General features: G+C 66.2%; 6 protein-coding genes. 3 read left to right on the top strand and 3 right to left on the bottom strand.

The annotated features are described in order from the left end of the window. Positions 1 to 64: 64 nt before the first annotated feature. Both U9980_RS15200 and U9980_RS15195 read right to left on the bottom strand, forming a co-directional pair. Entirely contained in the window at positions 65 to 1,495 is a 1,431-nt protein-coding gene (locus tag U9980_RS15200) for a gamma-aminobutyraldehyde dehydrogenase (protein WP_322768510.1), read from the bottom strand. A gap of 238 nt (positions 1,496 to 1,733) precedes the next feature. Beyond that, on the bottom strand, positions 1,734 to 3,227 hold the full coding sequence (locus U9980_RS15195; protein ID WP_322768509.1) for an aspartate aminotransferase family protein: 1,494 nt from the start codon (positions 3,225 to 3,227) through the stop codon (positions 1,734 to 1,736). A gap of 284 nt (positions 3,228 to 3,511) precedes the next feature. On the opposite strand from U9980_RS15195, the gene U9980_RS15190 reads away from it, so the two are divergent. Then, positions 3,512 to 4,789: an aspartate aminotransferase family protein gene (locus tag U9980_RS15190; RefSeq protein ID WP_322768508.1), complete on the top strand. Its 1,278-nt coding sequence runs from the start codon at positions 3,512 to 3,514 to the stop codon at positions 4,787 to 4,789. A 31-nt stretch (positions 4,790 to 4,820) separates the two neighbouring features. Here the strand turns inward: U9980_RS15190 and U9980_RS15185 are convergent, their stop codons facing one another. Then, positions 4,821 to 6,200 (bottom strand): spermidine/putrescine ABC transporter substrate-binding protein, encoded by a 1,380-nt coding sequence (locus U9980_RS15185; RefSeq protein ID WP_322768507.1) that lies wholly within the window; start codon positions 6,198 to 6,200, stop codon positions 4,821 to 4,823. Positions 6,201 to 6,484: 284 nt separating this feature from the next. On the opposite strand from U9980_RS15185, the gene U9980_RS15180 reads away from it, so the two are divergent. Both U9980_RS15180 and U9980_RS15175 read left to right on the top strand, forming a co-directional pair. Further along, positions 6,485 to 6,742, top strand: a complete 258-nt coding sequence (locus tag U9980_RS15180) for a hypothetical protein (protein ID WP_322748975.1) — start codon at positions 6,485 to 6,487, stop codon at positions 6,740 to 6,742. A gap of 165 nt (positions 6,743 to 6,907) precedes the next feature. Further along, positions 6,908 to 8,281 carry a C2 family cysteine protease gene (locus U9980_RS15175; RefSeq protein WP_322768506.1) on the top strand — a complete coding sequence of 458 codons (1,374 nt, stop codon included), beginning with the start codon at positions 6,908 to 6,910 and terminating at the stop codon, positions 8,279 to 8,281. Positions 8,282 to 8,509 lie beyond the last annotated feature (228 nt).

Below are 8,509 nucleotides of genomic sequence, written 5' to 3'. Positions count from 1 at the left end.
AGGTCCTGGAACCTCGTCTGCGGCCGGCTGGGACTTTTCATACCTTGACGGTGCGGTTAGCCGGTCAGAACTCGATGTTGCTCATCACGTGCTTGATCCGGGTGTAGTCCTCAAGGCCGTAGACCGATAGATCCTTCCCGTATCCGCTCTTCTTGAAGCCTCCATGCGGCATCTCGGCCACCAACGGAATGTGGGTATTGATCCATACGCAGCCGAAGTCCAGCCGGCGGGCAACCCGCATCGCCCGAGAATGATCTCGCGTCCACACACTGGACGCGAGCCCGTATTCGACCCCGTTCGCCCAGGCAACAGCCTCGTCCTCGGAGCTGAACCGCTGGACCGTCACAACCGGTCCGAAGATCTCATGCTGGATCAGCTCGTCATCCTGGCGCAGGCCCGCGACAACCGTCGCCGGGTAGAAGAACCCCGAGCGGTTCAACGGTGCCCCGCCGGTGAGCACCTGCGCATGCTTCGGCGTGCGATCCACCATCGCGTGGACGCGGCCGAGCTGACCGACGTTGTTCAACGGACCGTAGGCTGCGTCCAGCTCGTCCGGAGCGCCCGTTCTGGTCGCCCGTGCCTGTTCAGCCAGGGCTGCGACAAGATCGTCGTGGACGCCGGGCGCGGTCAGAATCCGGGTGGCGGCGGTGCAGTCCTGACCGGCGTTGAAATAGGCGGCACCCGCGATCCCCGCTGCGGCCGCAGCGACATCGACGTCGTCGAAGACGATGACCGGCGCTTTGCCCCCAAGCTCCAGGTGGACCCGTTTGAGGGTGTCAGCGGCTGCCCGGGCAACCTCCATCCCAGCCCGGACGCTGCCGGTGATCGACGCCATCGCCGGCACCGGGTGAGCGATCAGGGCCCGGCCGGTGTCCCGATCCCCGCATACCACGTTGAGGACGCCCGCGGGAAGGAACTCGGCTGCGATCTCGGCCAACAGCAACGTGCTGACCGGGGTCGTCTCCGACGGCTTGAGCACAACGGTGTTGCCCGCGGCGATCGCCGGCGCGAACTTCCACACCGCCATCATCAGCGGGTAGTTCCAGGGGGTCACCTGCGCGCAGACGCCGACCGGCTCACGACGCACGAAACTTGTGTGCCCGGCCAGATACTCGCCGGCCGAACGTCCGTCAAGCAGCCGAGCGGCACCGGCGAAGAAACGGATCTGGTCCACCGTCGGCGCAATCTCCTCAGCCAGGGTGAGCGCGATCGGTTTCCCGGTGTTCTCACACTCTGCCCGGACGAGATCGTCTGCGCGTTCCTCAATGGCGTCGGCGAGCTTGAGCAGGGCTCTGGCCCGCTCGCTCGGTGTGGTGTCACGCCAGGATTCGAACGCGTCCGACGCCGCGCGCACCGCCACGTCCACATCGGCCGGTCCGGACACGGGTGCCTCGGCGAAGACCGCTGCCGTGGCCGGGTTGACCAGGGGCATCGTTCGTCCGTCGAGAGCGACGACACCGGCGCCGCCGATGAAATTTGTGAGGATCCTGTCCATACACACTCCGCTGACCAGCACGGATGGAACGGGGCTACGCCGCAAAAGGCTGTCTGCTCCCAGGCCCTAGCCGTCATCGGCGACCACCGGGGCCTGTCTCACTGAAAAGGCCACCAACAAGCAGACTAGACCATCGATTGCGTGCCCGGCAGACGGATCTACCGCGGAAACCACACCGAACCACGCATTCCACGTCATGCCCGCACCCGTCTCACCCGGCTCACCCGGCTCACCCGGCTCACCCGCTGACCGTCGCGTCCGCGAGGTCGTGGGCCATGGCCGCAAAGGCGGCCAGGTAGCGGTCAACATCGGCGTCGGAGTGCTGCACCGACAGCGTCCACTCCTCCTCCCGGCCTGGCGCCATCAGGACGCCGCGATTGGCGTTGTAGAGCCAGGCGAGCTCCGGCAGAGCCGGGTTCTGGTGCGCCATGAACGACGTATAGTCCCGGATCGGGGCATCGGCGAAGTGCACGCAGCCCTTGGAGCCGATACCGACCGTGTAGCCGGGCAGCTCGTGGCGCCGGAGAATCTCCTCGCAACCGGCGATAAGCCGATCTCCCAAGCGGTCAAGATGGACATACGCGTCCGCAGTGAGGACCTCGAACAGGCTGGCCCGTGCGGCGGCCATGGTCAGCGGGTTGCCGTTGAACGTCCCCACCTGTTTGACCCGGTCGGCGGCGACGACCTCCATGATGTCAGCCGTGGCACCGATGGCCCCGGACGGCAGCCCGCCGCCGAGCGCCTTGGCCAGGGTGACCATGTCCGGGCGCACACCGAACCGTTCGGTCGCTCCCCCGGGCGCCACGCAGAGGCCGGTCTTGACCTCATCAAAAATCAACACCATTCCGTGCCGGCGGGTGATGTCCCGGACGGCCTCCAGATAGCCGGGCTCGGGCAGGATCACACCGAGGTTCATCATGGCCGCTTCCATGATCACACAAGCCGGCGGACGCCCCTGGGCCACCAACGCCTCGATCCGGCGCTCCATGGCCGGGGCATCGTTGAACGGCACCGGCACGGTCAGGTCGACCACCGCCGACGGGATACCTTCGCCATAGGCAAGCGACGCCATGTGATCGGCAGGCCCGATGTCGTCGTAGGGAGTTCCGATCGAGACCATCACATAGTCGTGATGACCGTGGTAGGAGCCGAAGATCTTAATAATCGTCTCACGTCCGGTCACCGCCCGGGCGATCCGGATCGCGTCCATGGTCGCTTCCGACCCCGAGTTGACATAGCGCCACTGCGGGAGCCCGAAACGCCGGGCCAGCTCCTCGCTGACGATCACCGAGTCCTCGGTCGGCATCGCGAAGTGGCTACCCAGCCCGATCCGCTCACGCACGGCGTGAACGATCGCCGGGTGCGCGTGCCCCTGCACCATCGAGCCGAAACCGTTGTGGAAGTCGCAGTACTCGGTTCCGTCCACGTCCCACACCAGCGAACCCCGCCCGTGCGTCAGGTAGATCGGCCAGGGGTCGCGAGCCTGGTAGGACGACGGCACCCCACCGGTCATCGATTGACGTGCCCGGGAGTGCATTGCCCGGGAGCCTGGTGTGCGTTCAGCCAGGCGGCGCTCCTCCCGCTCGGTGAGGGCGCTCGTCCGCTCGGCCGAGCCGGCCGAGCCGACGGGGTCGGCGTGGTCGGCGTGGTCTGCCTGGTCTGCCTGGTCTGCCTGGTCTGCCTGGTCGGCGGGTGAAGCGCCCGCCCTCGACTCAGCTGTCGTTCCGCTCATACTCCCCGCGTCCCTTCCGGTAGCGCTACCGGGACTGCGGCCTGCGGGCGCGCGATCTGACGATCGTCGCGCGCCCTTTGGCCCTCTAGTCAGGTACGGAAAGCGTAGCCCGATCACCTCATCGACAAGGGAATCCAAGGAACACGCCAGGACGAGAAATGTCGGCTCCATACCGACTGTTCCCCTTCGCGCAGCCCGAGGCGGACGCATATCCAGCCGCTCTTGGAGTGAGAATGGTTGCGCCACGAGTCAGCGTGGAACGTCCATGAGGGGGGCGGATCACCGTGCACATCACGCCGGCAGAAACCGACGATTCCACCACCGGTGTCGATCGGAGCACGGCGCTGCCGCCGCTACTGCACCCGTTCGCGCGCCCGGCTGCGACGCCGGACTCGTTCATCCGCATCGTCTCCGGCAAGGGTGCGCACGTTGTGGACGACTCCGGTCGGCGCTACGTCGACGCCATGGCGAGTCTGTGGTACTGCGCAGCCGGACACGGTCGCGAAGAAATCATCGAAGCGGTGGCGGCGCAACTGCGGCGACTCGACGCCTTCCACCTGTTCGAGCGGTTCACCAACCCGGCGGCCGACGCGCTCGCCGAGCGACTCGCCGCGTTGGCACCCATGCCGGGCGCCCGGGTGTTTCTGACCTGCGGCGGATCGGAAGCGGTGGACACGGCCATGAAGATCGCCCGCCTGGCACACGCAGTCGCCGGCGAACCGGAGCGGTCGATCATCATCAGCCGGTCTCCGAGCTACCACGGCGTCACCTACGGCGGCATGAGCCTGACCGGCCTGCCCGCGAACCGGGCCGGCTTCGGCCCGGGTGTCGGCGACATCATCCGGGTGGACAAGGACGACCTGGATGCCGTGGCAGCGATCATGACGGACAAGCCCCGTCGGGTGGCCGCGGTCATCGCAGAGCCCGTGATCGGGGCGGGCGGTGTGTATCCGCCGCGCCCCGGGTATCTCACGGGCCTGCGGGACCTGTGCGACGCCCACGGCGCGTTCCTGATCCTCGACGAGGTGATCACCGGGTTCGGTCGGCTGGGCAGCTGGTTCGGTGCCCGGCACTTCGGCGTCCGGCCTGACCTCGTGACCTTCGCGAAGGCCGTGACCAGCGGCTACCAGCCCCTCGGCGGAGTACTCATCGGCCCCGCGGTGCACGAACCGCTACGCCGTCCAGACGTGGTGCTGCGCCACGGCGGCACCTACTCCGGGCATCCGGCGGCATGCGCGGCCGCGCTGGCCAACATCGCCATACTCGAATCCGAAGGGCTGGCAGGCCGGGCGTCGGTGATCGGCGAGCGCCTCGAGACGGGACTGCGCGCGGTCGCGACCGCGCACGGTCTCCCCGACGTCCGCGGCCACGGCGCGATGTGGGCGGTGGACCTGCCGGGCGGTCTGGCCGCCGCGGAGATCCGCGACCGCATGCTCACCCATGGCGTCATCGTCCGGCCACTCGGTTCCTCGACGTTGGCCTTCTGCCCGCCGCTGGTCATCGACCTCGCCGACGTGGACCTGCTTTCAACCGCTCTCGACGCGGCACTTGTACGGCGGTGAACGCCGCGGCGGGCGACATACCCGATAATGATCAGGTCTGGTAAATCGGCTGGAACAGGGCATTCCACTCGGCGGCCTCCGCCCTGTCCAGAACCCGGTAGCGGTGCAGACGGGCAAGATCTGCACGGGTGGGAAAGACCAGCGAGCTGTTGGCCGTGGCGGTCAGCTGCGCCCGCTGGTCACCAGTGGCCGCGACCGCGTCCCGCAGGATCCGATCACGGGCGAACGGGACGGGCGTGATGTAGTTGATTCCTTCGGCCAGCTTCGCCGCGACGTCCGTCTGGTACGCGAAGTCCATAAATGTCATCGCATCCACCGGATGCGGTGCGGTGACCGGGATGCACATGCTGTCCGTCCAGAGGATCCCGCCCTCGTCCGGGACGACGAAACGCAGGTCCGCGCCTTCGGCATTGGCCTGGAAGATGTCGCCGGACCACGCCATGGAGAGCCACACATCCCCTTTCTTGAGTGGCTCGATGTAGTCCTGTTGGTAGTAGTTGTGGACGATACGATCAGCACGCTGCCTGCGTAGGGTGTCCGCGGCCTTGCGCCAGTCCGCCGGGGTCGAGGTTTCCGGCATGATCCCCAGCCCCACCAGGGTGAAGTTCGGCAGGTCCCGGACGTCGCCGAACATCCCGACCCGGCCGGCGAAGGCCGGGTCGAACAGGTCGCTGAAACTCCTGATCTCACGGCCGGTGCGGTTCGGGTCGTAGGCGATCCCCGTGATTCCCGACTGCCAGGCGACCGTGAACCTGTTGTCCCGGTCGTAGGAGGGATTCACAACGGTCGCGTCTGCGTTGGCGAAGAAGGTGGGCAGCCGATTCCCGTCCAGCGGTGCCAGGTAGTTCAGTCGGATGAGCTCCGCGAGCACCTGACCGTTGGTGATGACCATCAGATCGTGTCCGATCGGGCGGCCTGCCTCGAGTAACGCCCGGAAGCCCGCGTAGAACGACTCGTCGTTGTCGATGACCTCCCGGTAGGAGACCGTGATTCCCGTCGTCCTGGTGAACAGATCAAGCGTTGGATGCCCGTCTTTCTGGCCGGGAAACGTGTCGATGTACAGCGGCCAGTTCGCGAAGTCCAGATGGCCCGCCCGCGTCCTGCCGGCCCAGAAGTCGGCGACGGTGTGTGCAGGCAGAGGGCTCGGCCCCGCCGGCACCGGTGGCGGGCCCGCGTTCTGCGAGCCGCAGGCGGCCAGCAGAACGCCGCCACCCGTCAGCATGCCGGACAGTCGGAGGAACGCCCGCCGTCCAAGATCCGCCTCGGCGCCCACGCGTCCAGACCGCGGCGGAGCTGCCTGCGGCAACGCCATCCGCGGCCTGGTCAGGCCGCGGATCAGGGCAGGGTGACACAGATCATTGTGATCATTCCCGGACACGTCAGCAGCGGGTCGTTCGGACATCGTCGACATCGCGCCCCTCCTCTTATGAGCTGTTGATGACAGTCGAGCTACTGCTCGCACATAATGATCAATATTCCCGTCAGCAATATTCAACTGCGCGTCTGTATCGTCACTCTCAGGACCACAACGTGGCCGAACGTCGCCGGGACGACAGCGGGGCTCCACCGGGATCGCGAGGATGCCGCTGGGCCGGTCGCGTTCTCGACGTCCGACCAGGGCAACCCCGACCGGCCAACGGGAGTCCAACAAGTGCGTCGGCCAGGATCAACTCGGTTCGGGAGGAGTGGATGACCATGGCGCTGGTGCACCACGATCCGTATGACGGTGTCCTGACCACCCGGATCGGCCAGGCAGAGATCACTGTCCGGCCGGAGCCGCCCGCCGCCGCGGGGCAGGCGGCGGTGATCCTGCTGCGGTTGGACGCGCCGATGCTCGACGCGCTAGCCGCCGCCTACCTGACGCCCGAGGAAGCCCGCACGCTCGCCGAGGTACTACTGCGATCAGCCGACCTCCTGCGGCCAGCCAGCCCATGGCGAACCCCGCGACCCTGAGCCGGCCGCCAATGCCCAGGGGAAACCCGGGGAAACCCGGGGAAGTCCGGCCGCCAAAAGTCCGGTGGAACCACCCGGGTCGCCCCCACAGTGTTCCTCTAGCGTCGTGCTCGCCAGAAGGGGCGGAAGCCCGATCATCTCAGGGCACGACCGGAGGATCCGCGCATGCCGTCAGACGAAAGCTTTACTCCGAATCCGGATGTCGCACAGCTGTCCGGTGTCATCAATCCCTACCCGTTGGCCGAGGTTATTGCCGGACGGCGTATCGACTGGAACGCCGTCACGGACCGGCGATCGCTGCTCGAGGACCTCCTGCAGACTCCCTACGAGGAACTTTTCGATCCGGTACACGAAGGTCCGCTTTATACCGGTCTCCAGCTCGATGCCAACCTGCGCCTCCAGCAGGTGCGCTCGCCGTTGCTCGATTCCGAGACAGTCGTGCGTGTCAACGATCTGGAACTATCGGTTGATCTGACCCAGGGTCTCGAGGTACTCGGCGACCTGGGTGCGAAGTTCGGTACCGACGACATAAGTGGTATACCCGTCCTACGCGCCGAGTCCGGGCCGGGTAACCGCCTCCTGTTAACCCTCCGCGTACCGGAAAAGGACCGCCTGCGGCGTCTCGCGCACGTCCTGACGGCCGACATCGTGCGGACCGTTAGCTACGACCCACAGTCAGTTGGAAGTGCGAACAGCTGGACCCCGCCGGGCGCACAGTGGACGGATGCGGGCACCTTTTTCAACGAAGCCGCGGAATACTTCGACCCGGTTCAGGGTGCAGTGGCGAACTGCTACTACATCGCGGCGCTCGCGGCGGTGGCCTGGGCGACGCCGTTTTCGATCAGGCAGCTGACGAGGGCGACCGGATCGGCACAGCAGTCCTTCGTCGACATGGTGCGCTTCTACAAGCCGAACAGCGGCGGCGCGGTCGACCGAGACGTCGAGGTGACCGAGAAAGTGCCGTTGAGCAGCGGCGGCGGATTCATCTACTGCCGGTCGAGCGAAGCCGGTGAGATCTGGCCGGCCGTCTATGAGAAGGCATACGCAAAGCTCAAGACCGGAACCTCCAGTGATCAACCGGACATAACGGCCACGGCCTGGGGCGACTGCGTCTTCGCCACCGCCCAGCTCACCGGCGGAAACACGTCTTATTACGACACAGCAAGTCGATCAGGCGACCAGCTGTGGGACGTCGTCCGCTCGAACTCGCTGAGCTACCGTACATTCCGGCCGATGACCGCCTGGACATATTCCACTGGATCGGCCAGCCCGAAGAAAATTGTGTACGACAACACGAACATCGTCGGGTCACATTGTTATACGATACTTGGTTGGGCCTATCGAGACGGCAGTAAGTACCTGATACTGCGGAATCCGTGGGGCAACACCGAGCCGACGGTCGGGGTTCTCAGCGGAACGACATTCATGTACGACATCAGCTGGTGGCGCCCGATCGCGTTGGCACCGAACGACGGGACATTCGGAATCGAGGCCAACACCTTCCAGACGTATTTTGCCGGAATCGGCGTGGCCGCGTAACCACGAACGGATCCAGGTAATAATCGCCGGTTTCCGGCGGCGTACACCGGCCGGCGTTGCCTCCTGCGTCCAGCTGAGCCGGACCGCCGAGCCGCCGCGCAGATCGGTTGGAGATCTCCAGCGTGCAGGCCGTCTCGCCCAGCGACGAAGGTCCGAGGAATGTCAACCCGACCAAGGGCCACGCTCCGCAATTGATCCAGTGGCGGTCGGGCTGACACCTGCACCTCA

Origin of the sequence: Protofrankia sp. Cr1 (genome assembly GCF_963555865.1) — a bacterium.
GTDB lineage: Bacteria > Actinomycetota > Actinomycetes > Frankiales > Frankiaceae > Protofrankia.
Note: the sequence above shows the minus strand (reverse complement) of the source record. Positions and strands in the feature narration are given on the sequence as shown.